This is a genomic window from Caulobacter sp. Root1472, assembly GCF_001426985.1.
GTDB lineage: Bacteria > Pseudomonadota > Alphaproteobacteria > Caulobacterales > Caulobacteraceae > Caulobacter > Caulobacter rhizosphaerae.
Window position 1 is genome coordinate 204,643 of the sequence record NZ_LMFX01000001.1, and the last position, 15,665, is coordinate 220,307.

The 15,665-nt window shown below is 68.8% G+C and carries 10 protein-coding genes and 1 pseudogene; 6 read left to right on the top strand and 5 right to left on the bottom strand.

Annotation, left to right across the window (positions count from 1 at the left end):
• Nucleotides 1-96 precede the first annotated feature (96 nt).
• The 4 genes and pseudogenes from ASD47_RS00965 to ASD47_RS27335 all read left to right on the top strand — a co-directional run.
• Complete coding sequence (locus ASD47_RS00965) at nt 97-1,098, top strand: FecR domain-containing protein (RefSeq protein ID WP_056750290.1); 1,002 nt, start codon at nt 97-99, stop codon at nt 1,096-1,098.
• Nucleotides 1,099-1,169: 71 nt separating this feature from the next.
• Entirely contained in the window at nt 1,170-3,656 is a 2,487-nt protein-coding gene (locus ASD47_RS00970; RefSeq protein ID WP_056750293.1) for a TonB-dependent receptor, read from the top strand.
• A 120-nt stretch (nt 3,657-3,776) separates the two neighbouring features.
• Complete coding sequence (locus ASD47_RS00975) at nt 3,777-4,616, top strand: glycosyltransferase family 2 protein (RefSeq protein ID WP_056750296.1); 840 nt, start codon at nt 3,777-3,779, stop codon at nt 4,614-4,616.
• An 8-nt stretch (nt 4,617-4,624) separates the two neighbouring features.
• Nucleotides 4,625-5,065, top strand: a pseudogene (locus tag ASD47_RS27335) (DUF2334 domain-containing protein); the annotation flags it as partial.
• A 363-nt stretch (nt 5,066-5,428) separates the two neighbouring features.
• Here the strand turns inward: ASD47_RS27335 and ASD47_RS00980 are convergent.
• Genes ASD47_RS00980 through ASD47_RS00995 form a run of 4 tightly spaced genes read right to left on the bottom strand, consistent with a single transcriptional unit; the run spans nt 5,429 to nt 10,287 of the window.
• A complete protein-coding gene (locus ASD47_RS00980; RefSeq protein WP_056750299.1) occupies nt 5,429-6,037 on the bottom strand; it encodes a TetR/AcrR family transcriptional regulator in 609 nt (202 codons plus the stop codon).
• A 51-nt stretch (nt 6,038-6,088) separates the two neighbouring features.
• Nucleotides 6,089-7,636, bottom strand: a complete 1,548-nt coding sequence (locus tag ASD47_RS00985) for a DHA2 family efflux MFS transporter permease subunit (protein WP_056750302.1) — start codon at nt 7,634-7,636, stop codon at nt 6,089-6,091.
• A gap of 42 nt (nt 7,637-7,678) precedes the next feature.
• A complete protein-coding gene (locus ASD47_RS00990; protein WP_188916165.1) occupies nt 7,679-8,830 on the bottom strand; it encodes an HlyD family efflux transporter periplasmic adaptor subunit in 1,152 nt (383 codons plus the stop codon).
• A 29-nt stretch (nt 8,831-8,859) separates the two neighbouring features.
• Nucleotides 8,860-10,287 carry an efflux transporter outer membrane subunit gene (locus tag ASD47_RS00995; protein ID WP_056750305.1) on the bottom strand — a complete coding sequence of 476 codons (1,428 nt, stop codon included), beginning with the start codon at nt 10,285-10,287 and terminating at the stop codon, nt 8,860-8,862.
• Nucleotides 10,288-10,401: 114 nt separating this feature from the next.
• On the opposite strand from ASD47_RS00995, the gene ASD47_RS01000 reads away from it, so the two are divergent.
• Complete coding sequence (locus ASD47_RS01000; RefSeq protein WP_056750308.1) at nt 10,402-11,025, top strand: TetR/AcrR family transcriptional regulator; 624 nt, start codon at nt 10,402-10,404, stop codon at nt 11,023-11,025.
• Nucleotides 11,026-11,118: 93 nt separating this feature from the next.
• On the opposite strand, the gene ASD47_RS01005 is transcribed toward ASD47_RS01000, so the two are convergent.
• On the bottom strand, nt 11,119-13,938 hold the full coding sequence (locus tag ASD47_RS01005; RefSeq protein WP_056750312.1) for a TonB-dependent receptor: 2,820 nt from the start codon (nt 13,936-13,938) through the stop codon (nt 11,119-11,121).
• Between the two features lie 384 nt (nt 13,939-14,322).
• Here ASD47_RS01005 and ASD47_RS01010 point away from each other — a divergent pair, with 384 nt between their 5' ends.
• Entirely contained in the window at nt 14,323-15,657 is a 1,335-nt protein-coding gene (locus ASD47_RS01010) for an MFS transporter (protein WP_056750313.1), read from the top strand.
• Nucleotides 15,658-15,665 lie beyond the last annotated feature (8 nt).

The following is a 15,665-nucleotide window of genomic DNA, read 5'->3' on the forward strand; positions in this document are numbered from 1 at the left end:
GGTGTTTCCTGGTTTTGACACAGCTTGTGGAGGTTTCGCCGCCTTGGTGACGTCTTATCCTTGCAAGGACGCGGCTTGGCGTCAGGACGGAGCGAAATGACGCGCGCCCAAACGGACATCGATGCGGAGATGGCCGAAGCTGTCGACTGGCTCGTCCGCCTGCAGGGCGAGGCGGTCACCGAGCGCGACTGGCTGAATTTCGACGCCTGGCTGACGGCCTCGCCGGCCCATGCCCAGGCCTATGACGCCGTGCTGACCTTCGACGACCGGCTCACGCTCGACAGCCGCCTGGCCCAGGCCGAACTCGCCGCCGAACCCCTGACGGCCTCCCTTGGCAAGGTCGTCCCGCTGAGGCCGGCGCGGCGGGTTTGGATCTGGTCGGCCGGCGCGGCGATCGCCGCCGCCTTCGTGGCCGGCGCGATCCTGCTGCCGGGCAGCGGCCTGCTGGGCGCCCACGAGACGACCTATGTCACGGGCGTCGGCGAGCGTCGGACGGTCGCCTTGGAGGACGGTTCCCGGATCGAGATGAACGCCGCCTCGCGGATGACCGTGCGGTTCGAGCGCCGCGCGCGCCGCGTTCACCTGGACGACGCCCAGGCCTTCTTCGACGTGGCCGAGGACGCCTCGCGGCCGTTCCTGGTTTCGGCGGGCGACACCCAAGTGCGCGTGGTCGGCACCCAGTTCGACGTCAGGCAACGCGACGGCCAGGTGGCGGTCAACGTCCAGCGGGGCCTGGTCGAGGTGCGTCCCAACCTGCCCCGCGACGCCGCGCCGTTCCGGCTGCGACCGGGGCAAGGACTTTCGCACCGCAAGGGCCAGAGGGCGGACGCCCGGGTCCAGGCCGTGGCCGTCGAGGAGATCGCCGGATGGCGCAAGGGCCGGCTGATCTATCGCGACCAGCCGCTTTCGCAGATCGCCGGCGACATGAACCGGCTGTTCCCGCGTCCGGTGAAGCTGGCCGACGCCGAGGCCGCCAACCTGCGACTTTCCGGCGTGTTGATCGTCGATGACCAGGATGCGATGGTCGACCGACTGTCGCACCTGCTTCCGGTACGAACGACGACGACCGACGACGCCATCGTGATCCGGGCGCGCTAGGGTCTTGCTGACGGAACCGGAATCGTTCGAAGCGCGAAGCTTGAGCTCTAGGGGGATAGAGCTGGAGCCCGATGATTTCGGACACGGAATCCCAGCTTCGCGGTCGGCCTGACGATCCGGGATGTCCCGGCGCGATCGCCGTCGTCCGCCTGCGCCGTTCCGGTCCCGTCCTGGTCCTGACCCTGGCGTCCAGCCTGGCCCTGGTGACTGAAGCCGCCGCGACCTCGGCGCGGTTCAATTTCAACATCCCGGCGAAGTCCCGGTCGGAAGCCCTGATTGACCTGGGCGTCCGGGCGCGGGTGACCCTGGGCGGCGCCTCGTCCTGCCCGGGACGCAGCGAGGCGGTGGTCGGAGTCCTGACCCTGCGCCAGGCGCTCCAGGCGGTGACGGCGGGGGCGGCGTGCCGGTTCGAGATCCTCGACAACGCCACGGTCAGCATCCGTCCCGCACGGGCGACACGAGCTCCGGAGCCGGCGGAGAGGCCGCACGCCGTCGCCCCGTCGCCGGTGGTCGCGACCCCGGCCATCGACAGCGTCATCGTCACCGCCACCAAGCGTCCGACCCGCCTGGGCGCGGCGGCCGGCGGACTCAGCGTGATCAGCGCCACGCGGCTGCGCGACGCCGGCGCGATCGACACGACCAGCATCTCCCAGCAGACCGCCGGCTTCATCACCACCAACCTGGGGGCGGCGCGCAACAAGATCATGCTGCGCGGCCTGTCGGACGGCACGTTCACCGGCCGCACTCAGCAGACGGTCGGCACCTACCTCGACAACATTCCGCTGACCTACAACGCCCCCGATCCGGACCTGCGGCTGATCGATGTCGACCGGGTGGAGATCTTGCGCGGGCCCCAAGGCGCGCTCTATGGCGGCGGCTCGCTGAGCGGGGTCTACCGCATCGTTTCCGCCAAGCCGGTGCTGGACGAACGGTCGGGATCGTTGCTGGCCGGTGCGGCCGTCACCGAGTCCGGCTCGCCCAGCAGTCGCTTCGAGGGCGTGGTCAACCTGCCGATCGCCGCCGGCCGCGCCGCCCTTCGCCTGGCGGGCTACAGTGACGTGGATGGCGGCTATGTCGACGACGTCAACCTGCGCCTCTCCAATGTCGACCGCACCACGCGGACCGGCGGTCGCGCCGCCCTGGCGGTGGCGCTGGATCCGGAATGGTCGATCCAGCTGTCCGGCGCGCGCCAGGACCTGCACGCCACCGACAGCCAGTATACGACCCCCAGTCTGGGCGGCCAGAAGCGCGCCAACCAGGTGCGCGAGACCCATGACAACGTCCTGGAGCAGGGCGCGGTGACGGTCACGGGGGCGGGCGACTGGGGCCGGTTCGTGTCGTCGACCGGCTATGTCCGCCATCGGTTCGCCAGCCGGTTCGACGCCACCGCGGCGCTGAACGGCGCGGGAGGAGACTCCCTCGACGTCGGCCTGTTCGACGAGGCCAGCAAGGTGCGACTGCTGGTCGAGGACGTGGTGCTGTCGTCTCCCGACACCGACCGCTTCCGGTGGCTGTTCGGGCTCTACGGCCTGGCCAGCCTGGAGGACTCCGACGGCGAACTGCGGGCGCGGACCTATTTCGATCCTTCGCGCCTGATCTATCTGGAAGCCCGCCGCGACCGGCGACGAGAGCTGGCCCTCTATGGCGAGACCGCCTACGACCTGGGCGGCGGTTGGACGGCCAGCCTCGGCGGCCGCGCCTTCAGCAGCGAGGTGCACACCACCTCGTCGGTCGAGGCGCCGGCGCCGGGCCAGTCGCGCGCCCTTGACCGCAAGGCGCGGTTCACCGGCGTCTCGCCGAAACTCTCGCTCCAAAGGACCTGGAACGGAGGCCTGGTCTATCTGCTGACCTCGGAAGGCTATCGCTCCGGCGGGTTCAATTCGGGCGGGCTGGTCGCGCCGTCGGCGCTGCGCGGCGCGTTCAAGCCCGATCACCTGCGCAACTATGAGATCGGCGGCAGCTTCCGGCCCGGCGACGGCCGCATGATCCTGCGCGCCGCCCTGTTCCACGACGTGTGGACCGACATCCAGACCGACCAGTATCTGAGCTCGGGCCTGTCCTACACCGCCAATGTCGGCGATGGCCGCAACACCGGCCTGGAGGTCGAGGCGACCGTCCTGGCGGCTCCCGGCCTGACCCTGGACGCCAACGCCCTGTTCAGTCGCCCGCGCCTGAGCAAGGTGAACCCCAACTTCGCCTCGGCGGCCCAGAGCGGGCTGCCCGGCGTGCCGGACGTCTCGGCCGGGCTCATGGCGCGGTACGAGCGGAACCTGGCCCGCGCGCGACGCCTGGTGCTGACCAGCGAGCTGGAATATGTCGGCCGCTCGCGCCTGACCTTCGACCGCCGCCTCTCGCCGTCGATGGGCGGCTATGTCACCGGCCGGCTGTCGGCCGAGTTGGCGACGCGGGACTGGACCTGGACCCTGGCGGTGACCAATCCCGCCAACGCCTCGAGCGACACCTTCGCCTACGGTAACCCGTTCAGCTTCGGCCAGGTGCGCCAGGTCACGCCGCTACGCCCCCGTACCTGGAGTTTCGCGGTTTCTCGCACGTTTTAGGGAACGCGAAGCCTTCTCGCGCCCGCAAACGCAAAAAAAGCTCTGAGGTTCCGTGGGTGGGGCGACGTTTATTTCCTGACGGGGTGTGTTTGGAAGGCCGCCCTAGGTCGGGGAAATCACATGTCTGTCCTGTCGGGACTTGTCTGCGTCCACAATGAAGAGGCGCGTCTGGCCGAGTGTCTGGCGCGGCTCGCGTTCTGCGACGAGATCGTCGTCGTCGCCGATCGCTGCACCGATCGCAGCGAGGCCATCGCCCGCAAGATGGGCGCGCGGGTCGTCTCCGGAATCTTCCCCGTCGAGGGCTTGCGCAAGGAGGCCGGCGTCGTCGCCTGCCGCGGTGATTGGATCGTCGAGCTGGACGCCGACGAGGCGGTGACCCCGGCCCTGGCCCGGGAGATCCGCGAGACGATCGCCCGCGCCGACGCCGGAGACTGGTACCAGGTGCCGGTAGACAACTTCGTGGGCGCGCAACTGGTGCGCCACGGCTGGGGCGGCTCGTTCGGCGCCTCTTCGGTGGCCCGGCTGTTCCGCAAGGGCGTCAAGCACTGGAAGAACGAACGGGTCCATCCCGGCACTACCTTCGCCGGCGCCTATGGCGGCCGGCTGTCCAACGCCATCCTGCACAAGGTCGACGACGACATCGCCGACATGGTCCAGCGCCTCAACCGTTACACCGCTCTGCGCGGTCAGGATCTGGCCGACAGCGGCAAGATCAAGAGCCTCTGGGACGACCTGTTCCGCGGCATGCGCCGGTTCTACAAGTGCTATGTCTCGCGCAAGGGCTACAAGGAGGGCGACATGGGCTTCCTGATCGCCCTCATGGCCGGTCTTTATCCGGTGCTTTCCAACCTCAAGGCGCGCGAGATCCGGATGCTGGGCGGCCAGAGCGTGCAGACCCTGCGCCCGGGCGCGGTGATCGGCCTGGACCTCGACGACGCCAGGCTGGGGCATTCGGCCTAGGCCTCGCCATGTCGCTGCTTCGTCTTCTGATCGCCGGGGTGATCGGGCCGGAACTGGCGCGCTGGAAAGCCGCTGGTCGGGCCCCAGTCTTCTGGTGGCGCGACGACGATGCGCGACGACCGACCCTGGCCCTGGATCGCCTGCTGACCCTCGCCATCCGTTTCGACGCGCCGATCACCATCGCCGCCGTGCCGGACGGCGATATCGCGGCCTTGGCCAAGGCCTGCGCCGCGGTTCCCGGCGCGGAACTGGCGATCCACGGCTTCCGCCACGAGAACCGCGCGCCGGCGGGACAGCCCTCCGGCGAGGTCAATGACCAGGACCGCCTGGCCGACGTGATGTCGAACCTGAGCGCGGCCACGAAGGTGTTTCGCCGCGCCGGCGTGACGCCGCGCCTATTCGTGCCGCCCTGGAACAACGCCCATCGCACCCTGAAGCAGGCGCTGGACCAGCAGGGCCTGGAGTTGTCCTGCTACGGCGAAATGCGGCGCGCGGCCGAGCCCAATCGGCTGGACGCCCACCTGGACGTCATGCGCTGGAAGCCCACGGCGCGCTTTCGGGGCGCGATCCGTTTCCTGCTGCGGGCCCGCCGCCTGCTGGCCGAGCGTCGGACGAGCGGGGCCTGGGGCCAGCCGCTGGGCCTGCTGACGCACCACCTGGACCATGACGAGCCCGCCTGGCGTTTCCTCGAGGCGTTCCTGCCCATCGCCAGGCCTGTCGCGCGCATGAGCCTCGACGAGCCTGCGCCCCAGAGTTCGGGCGCCCGGATGACCTTAAGACCGGATAGACGCGCCGCTGACCGGGTGAACGCCCTACGCTGCGTGCGCCACGGCGCGGTGTCCCTGCATCAGCAACTCGCAGTTCAGCGTCAGATTGGCCGCCGGCCCAACCGCGCCCAGGCTGTGCCAACTGGCGCCCACCCCTTCGATCAGGAGCAACAGGCCGTCGGCCAGGGAGGCGGGCGCGCCAAAACCGGCGTGGCGGGCGGTCTCGATCAAGTGGTCGCGCAGGCGGGTCTTGTAAAGCTTTGAGACCCGCCGGATCGGATGGTCCTGGTCGCTGATCTCGGCCTCGAGATTGGACAGCAGCCATCCGCGGTAGCCGGGCTGGGTCACCTTGGTCGCGGCCGCCGTCACGATGGCGCGGATCTGCGCCACCGGGTCGTCGGGGTGCCGCTTGGCGATGGCCATGAGCTGGTCCAGGTCCTCGAGCGCCAGCCGGGTCAGGCACGCGGCGGCCAAGTCGTCCTTGGACTCGAAGTATCGGTACAGGGTCGTCTTGGTGACGCCGCTTCGGGCGGCGATATCGTCGACGCCGATCGCCCGAAAGCCATGCTGGTAGAAGAGCTCTGTCGCCGCGTCGATCAGGCGGTCGGACGCCGGTCGATGGGCCGGGGTGGAGGTCTGGGGCTTGGCTTTCACAATGGAGATCCTTGTGGAAACGCTTGGAGGAAAGGGCGGGGCGAAGGACGCCTAGTGGACCGCCGAGGTGTCGGCCACCCGCGTGGGACGCGGCGCCAGCCAGATGATGAAGGCGGCGACGATGAACAGCGCCGCCATGGCCAGGAACACCTGGTTGGTGGCCAGCATCACGCCCTGGCCCTGCACCATCTGCTCGAGGTTACCGCGCGCCTGGTCGGGCGACAGGCCGCTGGCCGTCATCTGGTCCATGGTGTCCTGCGCGCCGTTCAGCAGGCCCGACAGTTCGCTGCGGTTGCGGCTGCCGCTGTCGGCCCAGACGGTGCTGACCATCGAGGTGGCGAAGGCGCCGGCCAGCGTGCGGCAGAAGTTCATCAGGCCCGCGGCGCTGGCGGTCTCCGGCTCGGTGACGCTGGCCAGGGCCAGGGCGGTCACGGGCACGAAGAAGAACGGCATGCCGAAGCCCTGCAGCAGCAGCCAGTGGGCGATGTCGAAATAGCCCATGTCCGAATTGGCCTGGCTGCGCATGACGGTGATCGCGCCCAGCCAGATCACGCCCAGGAACACCAGCCGCCGGGGGTCGACCTTGGTCGACAGGCCCGCCGCGAGCGGCGCGACCAGCACGGCGGTCACGCCCAGCAGCGCCGAGACGTAACCGGCCCAGGTGGCCGTGTAGCCCATGTTCTGCTGCAGCCAGAGCGGGGTCAGGACATTGATGCCGAAGAAGGCTCCGAAGGCGACGCTGAGGGTGATGACGCTGGCGGTGAAGCCCCGGTGACGGAAGACGCGCAGGTCGACGATCGGATTGGCGTCGGTCAGCTCCCAGATCAGGAACGCCACGAAGCCGATCGCCGCCACGACGGCCAGGCCCGCGATCATCGGCGAGGCGAACCAGTCGTGCTCCTTGCCCAAGTCCAGCATGACCTGCAGGGCGCCGACCCAGACGACCAGCAGGCCCAGGCCCACCAGGTCGACCCGGGCCTTGGCCAGCGGGGTCTCGTGGCTGCGCAGCAGCCGCCAAGCGAACCAGCTGCAGACGGCCGCGACCGGCACGTTGATCCAGAAGATGAAGGCCCAGCCGACGTTGTCGCAAAGGGTCCCGCCCAGGATCGGCCCGAGTATGGGCGCGATCAGGGTGGTCATGGCCCACAGGCCGGTGGCGGCCGCGGCGTATTTCTTGGGAAAGACGCGCAGCAGCAGGGTCTGGGACAGGGGCATCAGCGGGCCGCCGCAGGCGCCTTGCAGCACTCGAAACAGCACCAGCAGGCTCAGCGAGGGGGCCAGGCCGCAGAGGAACGAGAAGAAGCCGAACCCGATCATGCCGAGCACGAAGACCTTCACGGCCCCGAACCGCGCCGACAGCCAGCCGGTCAGCGGCACGACCACGGCCTCGGCCACGGCGTAGGAGGTGATCACCCAGGTGCCCTGACTGGGCGAGACGGCCAGAGCGCCGGAGATGTTCGACACCGAGACGTTGGCGATGGTGGTGTCGAGCACCACCAGGAAGTTGGCGGCCGCCAGGACCAGGCCGGCGAAGATCATCGCCGCTCCGGTAAGGGGCGCGGGGGGAGCCGCCGAAGCGGCGGCAGGGGCCTTGGCCATGACGGCGGTCCTTGGCTGTATGAAGGGGCTGGACGAGGGCGATCAGGAGGCGGTGTCGATGGTCGCCTTCATCGACAGGCCCACGCGCAGCGGGTGTGCCTTGAGATCGGCCGGGTCGATGGCGACGCGGACGGGCAGGCGCTGGACGACCTTGATCCAGTTGCCAGTGGCGTTCTGGGCCGGGATCAGGGCGAAGGCCGAGCCGGTGCCGCCCGACAGGCCGGTCACCGTGCCGTGGTACTTGACCGAACCGCCGTAGAGGTCGGCCTCCAGCTCGACCGGCTGACCGATCCTGACCTTGCGCAGCTGGCCTTCTTTGAAATTGGCGTCGACATAGGCCTGCTGCACGGGAACGACCTGCATCAGGACCGCGCCGGCGGCGACCCTCTGGCCAGCCTGGACGTTGCGACGGGTCACGACCCCGTCGATCGGCGCGCGGATCACCGTTCGGGCCAGGTCCACCGAAGCCTGGTCGACCCTGGCGCGCGCGGCGGCCACCTCGGGATTGGTGTCGACGCTGGTCCCGTCGGTCAGCACCGTGTTCGCGGCCAGCGAGCCGACGGCGGCGGCGCGGTTGGCCGCGGCCTGGACCTGGGCGGCCTTGGCCGAGTCGTAGGCGGCCTGGGCGTTGGCGTAGGCGTTCTGGGCGCGGGTCAGTTCGTCGCCTGACACAGCGCCGGTGGCGGCCAGGGCCTTGCGGCGGTCCAGGTCCACACGGGTGCGGTCCAGGTCGGATCGGGCCGAGGCCAGGGTCGCGGCGGCGCGGACCTGGTCGGCGTCGCGGGCGGCGATCTGGGCCGACAGGCTCTGGTCGGTGGCCAGGTAGCCGCGGACCTTGCGCTGGGCGGTGGCCAGGTCGGCCTGGGCCGAGGCCAGGGCGATGCGGGCGTCGGTGTCGTCGAGCACGACCAGCACCTGGCCCTGCTTGACGGCCTGGGTGTCGTTGACCGCGACGCTGCGCACGGGACCGCCGACCAGCGGCGTCACCTGGGCTACATAGGCGCCGACATAGGCGTTGTCGGTCTCGACATGATGCGAGCCGACCAGGGCGTAGTAGGCGCCATAGCCAGCCGCGCCGAGCAGGACGACGGCGCCGAGGCCGGCGAACAGGGCCTTGCGATTGCCGTTGGTCTTGGCCTCGGGCGCAGGCGCGGCCAGGGCGTCGGTCTCGGGCGTGTCTTGAGAGTCGAACATGGGAGGAGCTCCGGGGAGAGGAATGAGGGTCAGGCGGCGTGGAAGCCGCCGCCGAGGGCGCGAACCAGCGCCACGTCGAGGGTGAAGGCGCGGGCTTCGAGGTCGGCGACCGTCCGCTGGTTGGTGATCATCGCGTCCTCGGCGGTCAGCACGTCGAGATAGGTCGACAGGCCGCCGCGATAGCGCTGCAGGGCGATGTCGTGGGCGTTGCGGGAGGCCTCGAAGGCGTTGCGGCTTTCCGACAGGCGGGCGTTCAGGGCGCGCGCGCTGACGGCGGCGTCGGCCACGTCCTGCAGCGCCTGGGTCAGGGTCCCGTTGTAGCTGGCCACGGCGGCGTCGTAGTCGGCCGCCGCGCCGCGATAGTTGGCGCGCAGGGCGCCGCCCTGGAAGATCGGCAGGCTGACCGCGGGGCCGATCGATCCGATGCGCGAGCCGGCCTTGGTCAGCAGGTCCAGGCCCAGCGCCTGCTGGCCGAAATAGGCCGACAGGTCGATGTCCGGATAGAACTGGGCCTTGGCCTGGCGGATGCGCTGGGCGCCGGCCTCGGCCCGCAGCCGGGCGGCGATGACGTCGGGGCGGCGGCCGATCAGGTCGGCCTGGAGATTGGCGGGAAGGCCGAAGGCCTTCAGGACGCCCACCTTGGGACGCCCGATCGCCAGGCCGCGATCGGGCCCCGCGCCGAGCAGCGCCGCCAGACGGTTGCGGGTCAGGCCCAGGGCCTCGTCGGCGGCCGCCAGGCTGGCGCGGGCCGCAGCCAGATTGGCCTTGGCCTGCTCGGACGCGCCCTGGTTCTCAAGGCCGTTCTCGCGCCGGTCGGCGGTCAACTGGGCGGTCTGTTCGCGGGTGCGGACGGCGTCCTGGGCGGCGTCACGGTCGGCGAACTGCTGGGCCAAGTCCGCATAGGCGGTCGCGACATTGGTCGACAGGGTCAGGCGGGCCTGCGCCGCCTCGGCCTGCGAGGCCTGGGCGTCCGAGATCGCCGCCGCCAGGGCCGCGCGGTTCTTGCCGAAGAAGTCGAACTCGTAGGCGAAGTCGAGGCTGACCCGGCCGCTGTCGTTGTAGCCCTGCGGCACGAAGGCGGGCGGGGCGCCGTTGTTGTAGCTCTGCTTGACCGAGGCGTAGGAGCCGTTGGCCGTCACGCTGGGCAGGGTGGCGGCCCTGGCCTGGCCGGCCAGCGCCTGGGCCTTGGCGACGCGGGCCTGGGCTGCAGCCAGGTCGGGCGAGCCGCTCAGGGCCTCGTCGATCAGGGCGTCCAGCTGCGGATCGCCATAGGCCGTCCACCAGCGGTCCGACGGCCAGTCGGCGGCCGGGGCGGCCAGGCTGGCCTCGGCGGCGTAGGCCTGAGGGGCCTTGATCGCCTGGGCCGGCGGAAGTTTCGGAACGGCCGCGCACGCGCAGAGGCAGCTGGCCGACAGGAGACACGCCGCCAGGGCGCGCTTGCGAGCGGTGAAGGACATGTGGGTTGCTTTCTCAAACCGTACCGTATGGTCCATTTATATTTTCGCATGACGCCGTCAAGCGAAAAGCGTACGGTCTGGTCCAGAAAAGATCGAAAGGCCGAGAAGCGCCGCATGCGGGTTAAGACCGAAGAGAAACGACTGGCCATCCTGGAGGCCGCCAAGGGCGTGTTCCTCGAGCGCGGCTATATGGCCGCCAGCATGTCGGAGGTCGCGGCTCGGGTCGGGGGGTCCAAGCAGACGCTCTACAGCTACTTCGCCTCCAAAGAAGATCTTCTCGTCGCGGTCATGCTGGAGAAGGGGGCGAGGATGATCGATCCGCTGTTCGACCGCTTCCACGACAATCGGGATCTCCCTACCGGCCTGAGCGAGTTCGCGATCCAGTTCCTGCGCTTCATGAACGATCCGGAGATCGTCGCCTTCCGCCGGATCATCTATGCCGAGGGCGCCAAGTCCGACCTCGGCAAACTCTTCTTCGAGAACGGTCCCAAGCGGGGCTGGACGCGCATGGCGGCCGATTTCAGCCGCGCCATGGACGAGGGGCGCATGCGCCAGGCCGATCCCTGGCGGGCGGTGGGGCACTTCTTCGCCCTGTGTGAGGCCGGTCCGGTCCAGAGGCTCATGGAAGGAGCGGCGGCTTCTGTCGACGAGGCCGATCTGGTCACGTCGGCGGAGGCGGCCGTCGACGTGTTCTGCCGCGCCTATGAATTGAAGGACGTGACCTCGCCCGACCGGTGAGCGGCCGCGCCTCAGCCTGAAAACGGGAAAAACGGCGTCGGCCGGAGGGGGCCGACGCCGTGACCAAGGCGCTGTCGGGAGGAAGGGTGCGCCCTAGAAGTTGTAGCGAAGGCCGACGAAGAAGGTCCGGCCGCTGTGGGTGTAGACGTTCAGCCGGTTGCTATCGCCGACATACTGGTCGTTGAACTCGTCGGTCAGGTTCACGCCCTCGATGCTCAGCTTGAGGTTCGGGCGGACGTTGAAGCTGGCCTGGGCGTCGACGTTCACGGTCGAATTGGTCCCGTGATAGGCGTTGCCGTCATTGCCCGGCACCTGGGTCAGGTAGCCGCCGCGATAGGCCACCGAGCCGCGGACGCTCCAGCGATCGGTCTCGTAATAAAGCGTGGCGTTGGCGGCGTTCTTCGACAGGCCCACCAGCGGCGCGTTGACCGTGGGCGCGCCCGGCGTCGTCGAGGTCAGGTAGGTGATGTCCGAGCTGACATGGGTGAAGTTGACGATGTAGCCCAAGTGCCGCCAGGCGCCGGGCAGGAAGGTCAGCGGCTGCTGCCAGTTGATCTCGATGCCCTTTAGACTGCCGCCGTTGGAATTGACCGGCTGGGTGACGTCGAAGATGTCGGTGGACGAGGCGCTGGTGCCGGCGATCAGCGAGTCCGGCAAGCCCAGGGTGTTGTAGGGAACCTGGGTGCGCAGCGTGGCCACGAAGGTGTCGATCTTCTTATAGAAGACACCCACGGCCAGGATCGCGCCCTGGCTGGGATACCATTCCAGCGACAGGTCCAGGTTCTTGGACTGGGTCGGGTCCAGGTCCGGGTTGCCGGTCGAGAAGGTGCGGTTGGCGCCCTGGACGCTGACGTCGCCGCCGGGCGTCAGCGAGCCGATGCCGGGCCGCGAGATGGTCTTCGCCGCGCTGATCCGGGCGACGACGGTGTCCGTAAGGTCCGCCGCCAGGTTGAACGATGGCAGGGTCATGTTGTAGTCGCGCCGCACGTTGACCAGCTGCACCGCGCCGTTGACGACCGCATAACCGCCGGATTCCTGCTGGGTGTTGACCTGCCGCACGCCGGCGTCGCCGCGGAAGGGCAGGCCGAAGGCGTCGAACTTGAACTCGGCCTCGGCATAGACGCCGGCGTCCTTTTCCTCGACCGTGCCGTACTGGCCGCGGGCCGAGCTGTTGTTGGTGTTGGTCAGGGCGTAGATGCCGGTGTTGCTGTAGATGCCGTAGGCCTTGGCGTAGGCGTCGATGTCGGGAACCAGCCAGGCCGTGGCGTTGCCGTCCGGCAGGCCCAGGTTGCGGCCGAAGCCGGAATAGACCTTGGACACGGCGGCCAGCTGGGCCGGGGTCAGGGTCTGGGAGACGGTCTCGCTGGTGCGATACTGGCCGTAGCTGTCGTACTCGAACTTGCGGAAGTCGATCCCGGCCTTCAGCGTCAGGTGGTCGTTGAACTCGTAGGCGCCGAACAGCTTGCCGTTGGTGAACTGGTTCTCGACGAACTGGGGCCGCAGGCGCACCTCGGACGTGCCGTTGACGGCGCTCCAGTTGACCGGGTTGGTCGGGTCGAAGCCCAGCCCGATGGTCGGCAGGCGGTGGTCGCGGAAGTCGTAGGAATAGCCCTGGCTGTTGGCCCGATCGAAGGTGATGATCGTCGACACCGGCTGGGTGAAGGTCGAGTCCGCGTAGCCGGCCAGGGCCCCGACCTTAAACCGGTCGGTGAACCGGTGCTCGGCCGACAGGGTGAACTGCTTGAATTCGGTGTTCAGCTCGTCATAGGCCGACTGGGTGCGCAGGTCGACATTGTCGAGCCTGGCGTAGACCAGGTTGTGGTTGGCGTCGACCACGCCGTCGCGGATGATGGTCTGGGGCTTCCCGGTCCCCGAGCGCGACAGGCCGATCGCCTGCAACTGGGCCTCCTTGCGGGTGCCGGCCAGGTAAGAATAGAGGGCGTCCAGCGAGACGGTGGTGTTGTCCGTCGGCTTCCACTGCAGCGACCCGCTGGCCCCCAAGCGCTTGGACTCGATGTCGTAGCTCACATAGGCGGGGATCCGCGGGTGATAGATCGCCGTGGCCGGATTGGTGTCGTTGATCTGGGCCAGGGTGTAGCCGGGCAGGGTGGAGGCGGCGTTGAAGCCGCCGTTGCTGCCGCCATAGGTCCAGCGGGTGATGTTGGCGCCTTCCTCGAGCAGGCGGCGGTCCTCGTAGGCCACCGAGACCAGGGCGCCGATCGTGCCGTCGCGCCAGGTGCGGCTGGCCAGGGCCGACAGGCGGGGGCCGGCCTTGCGGGCCAGGTCGTTGTAGCTGGCCTGGGCTGACAGCACGAGCTGGGGCTTGCCGGAGTCGAAGGGGCGGGCGGTGTTCAGGTCGACGGTCGCGCCCAGCGAGCCTTCCTCGACGTCGGCCGAGGCGGTCTTGCGCACGGCGATGCTGTTGAACAGGTCCGAGGCGAAGATGTTGAAATCGAAGCCGCGGCCGCGGTTGGTGCCGCCGCTGTTGGCGGTGCCGCCGGTGGTGGTGATCGCCTCCATGCCGTTGATCCGCACACGGGTATATTCCGAACCCAGGCCGCGCACTGAGATCTGCCGGCCCTCGCCGTTGATCCGCGAGATGGCGACGCCGGGAATGCGCTGCAGCGACTCGGCCAGGTTCAGGTCAGGGAACTGGGCGATGTCCTCGGCCTTGATGGCGTCGACCACGCCCGAGGCGTTGCGCTTGACGTTGATGGCGCTGGCCAGGCTCGCGCGGAAGCCGGTGACCACCACCTCCTCGACGGCGTTGTCGGGTTCGATCGCCTGGGAAAGCGCGGGCGGGGCGGCGTCCTGGGCGTGGGCGGCCCCGGCCGCGACGGCCAGGCTCACGGCCAGGCTTGAGGCGCCGCAGCGCAGGATGGTGCGAAGATTCGACGTATCGCGAGACGTCATATTCCCTCCCAAGCCCGCGATGGCGGGTCTTCTTCTTTTCGAGATCGATCTGCGTCGGTCTCTCGTGGTGTCGAAAAGGATAGGGGCCGGCTCGCGGCGACGGCCAATCCCAATCGGGCATGAACCGATGCAGGATCTGCACCGATGCTACGGCGATGGCCGTGCGATCCGGGCTTTCTGGCGGGAAACCCGGACGAAACAAGGCCTCGGGCTCCGCCAGGCCCGCGCGCATCCGTCGTCATCGATGTTGGCGTTGGATCGGTCGATAGGCGATTTGACTTAGACCCCGCCGGCTCGCCCCTCTAAGCCTTTCGATCCTGAGCGGCCGCCAATGGGCCCCGCGCGACTCGAAGAGCCGCGACGATAAGAACGGGAAGGAACGCGATGAGCGCGCAGAACGCCGACGGCGCCGCCAGAAGGACCCGTGTCCGCTGGCTGATCATCCTGCTGCTGTTCATCATCACCACGATCAACTACGCCGACCGCGCCACCTTTTCGATCGCCGGGCAGTCGGCGTCCAAGGAACTGGGCCTGGACCCGGTGGCCATGGGCTACATCCTGTCGGCCTTCGCCTGGGCCTATGTGCTGGGCCAGATCCCGGGTGGGATCCTGCTCGACCGTTTCGGCTCCAAGAAGATCTACACCATCGCCTTGGTGACCTGGTCGTTCTTCACCGCCTTGCAGGGCCTGGCGGGGGTCTTCACCGGCCTGGCCGCGGCCGTGGCGCTGTTCGCCATGCGCTTCATGGTCGGCGTCGCCGAGGCGCCGTCCTTTCCGGCCAATTCCCGCATCGTCGCCGCCTGGTTCCCGGGCTCGGAGCGGGGAACGGCCTCGGCGATCTTCAACGCCGCCCAATATTTCGCCTTAGTGGCCTTCGCGCCACTGATGGGCTGGCTGGTCCATCAGTTCGGCTGGCATTCGGTGTTTTTCGTGATGGGCGCGGTCGGCCTGGTGGCCGCCGTGGTGTTCGTCAAGTTCATCCACGCCCCGACCGAGCACCCGGCGATCAACACCGCGGAGTTCGACTATATCGAGTCCGGCGGCGGCCTTGTCCGCATGGAGGACAAGGCCGCCAGCAACGGCGCGGCCTTCACCTGGCCCAATGTGCGCCAGGTGCTGACCAGCCGCATGCTGCTGGGCGTCTATCTGGGCCAGTACTGCATCAACGTGCTGACCTATTTCTTCGTCACCTGGTTCCCGATCTACCTGGTCAAGGAGCGGGGACTGTCGATCCTGCAGGCCGGCTTCACCGCCGCGGCGCCCGCCCTGTGCGGCTTCGTCGGCGGGCTGCTGGGCGGGATCATCTCGGACCGCCTGCTGAAGAAGACCGGCTCGCTGGACATCGCCCGCAAGACGCCGCTGCTGGTAGGCATGCTGCTGGCCTCGCTGATCATCGCCTGCAACTATGTCGAACAGGAATGGCTGGTCATCGTGATCATGGCGGTCGCCTTCTTCGGCAAGGGCGTGGCCTCGCTGGGCTGGGCCGTGGTGGCCGACACCTCGCCCAAGGAGATGGCCGGGGTGACGGGCGGGATCTTCAACACCTTCGGCAACATCGCCGGCATCGTGACGCCGATTGTCATCGGCTACATCGTCAAGGGCACGGGGTCGTTCGACGGGGCGTTGATCTTCGTGGGCGTCCACTGCCTGATCACCATCGCCGCCTATTTCCTGATCGTCGGCAAGATCCAGCGCCTCGTGCTGAAGCCGGCGGCCTGAGCGGGAGA